This is a genomic window from Oceanospirillum sediminis, assembly GCF_014164585.1.
Classification (GTDB): Bacteria; Pseudomonadota; Gammaproteobacteria; order Pseudomonadales; family Halomonadaceae; genus Oceanospirillum; species Oceanospirillum sediminis.
Map to the genome: position 1 here is coordinate 1 of NZ_JACJFM010000390.1, position 301 is coordinate 301.

The 301-nt window shown below is 38.2% G+C and carries 1 protein-coding gene; it reads left to right on the forward strand.

Annotation, left to right across the window (positions count from 1 at the left end; translation table 11 throughout):
• The coding region (locus H4O21_RS28965) for a hypothetical protein (protein ID WP_220495937.1) at window positions 1–301 on the forward strand (301 nt) is incomplete at both ends.

A 301-nucleotide genomic window follows, 5' to 3' on the forward strand; every position in this document is an offset into this window, starting at 1 on the left:
AAAGTAAGTAGTATCGATTCTGTAGTTCGCTACGGTAATTGGCTCGAGCAAAAAACCAATCAAGTGGTGGCTGGTTGGGGTGTGTCTCAAAATCTGTCTTTTGGTGTTTTAGATTACACAAAAGGCATCAACATATATGTACCAAAACCTGGAAAAGGACAAGTAACTTCTACCAAAAACGCCTTTAATACCGTAAGAGCCGTTAATGTTGGTATTTTTGATATTAACGAAAAGCTAAATGACACCTATGTGTACGCCTCTATAAGTTTAGCCAGAAGACTTCTAAACTACAAACCCAACC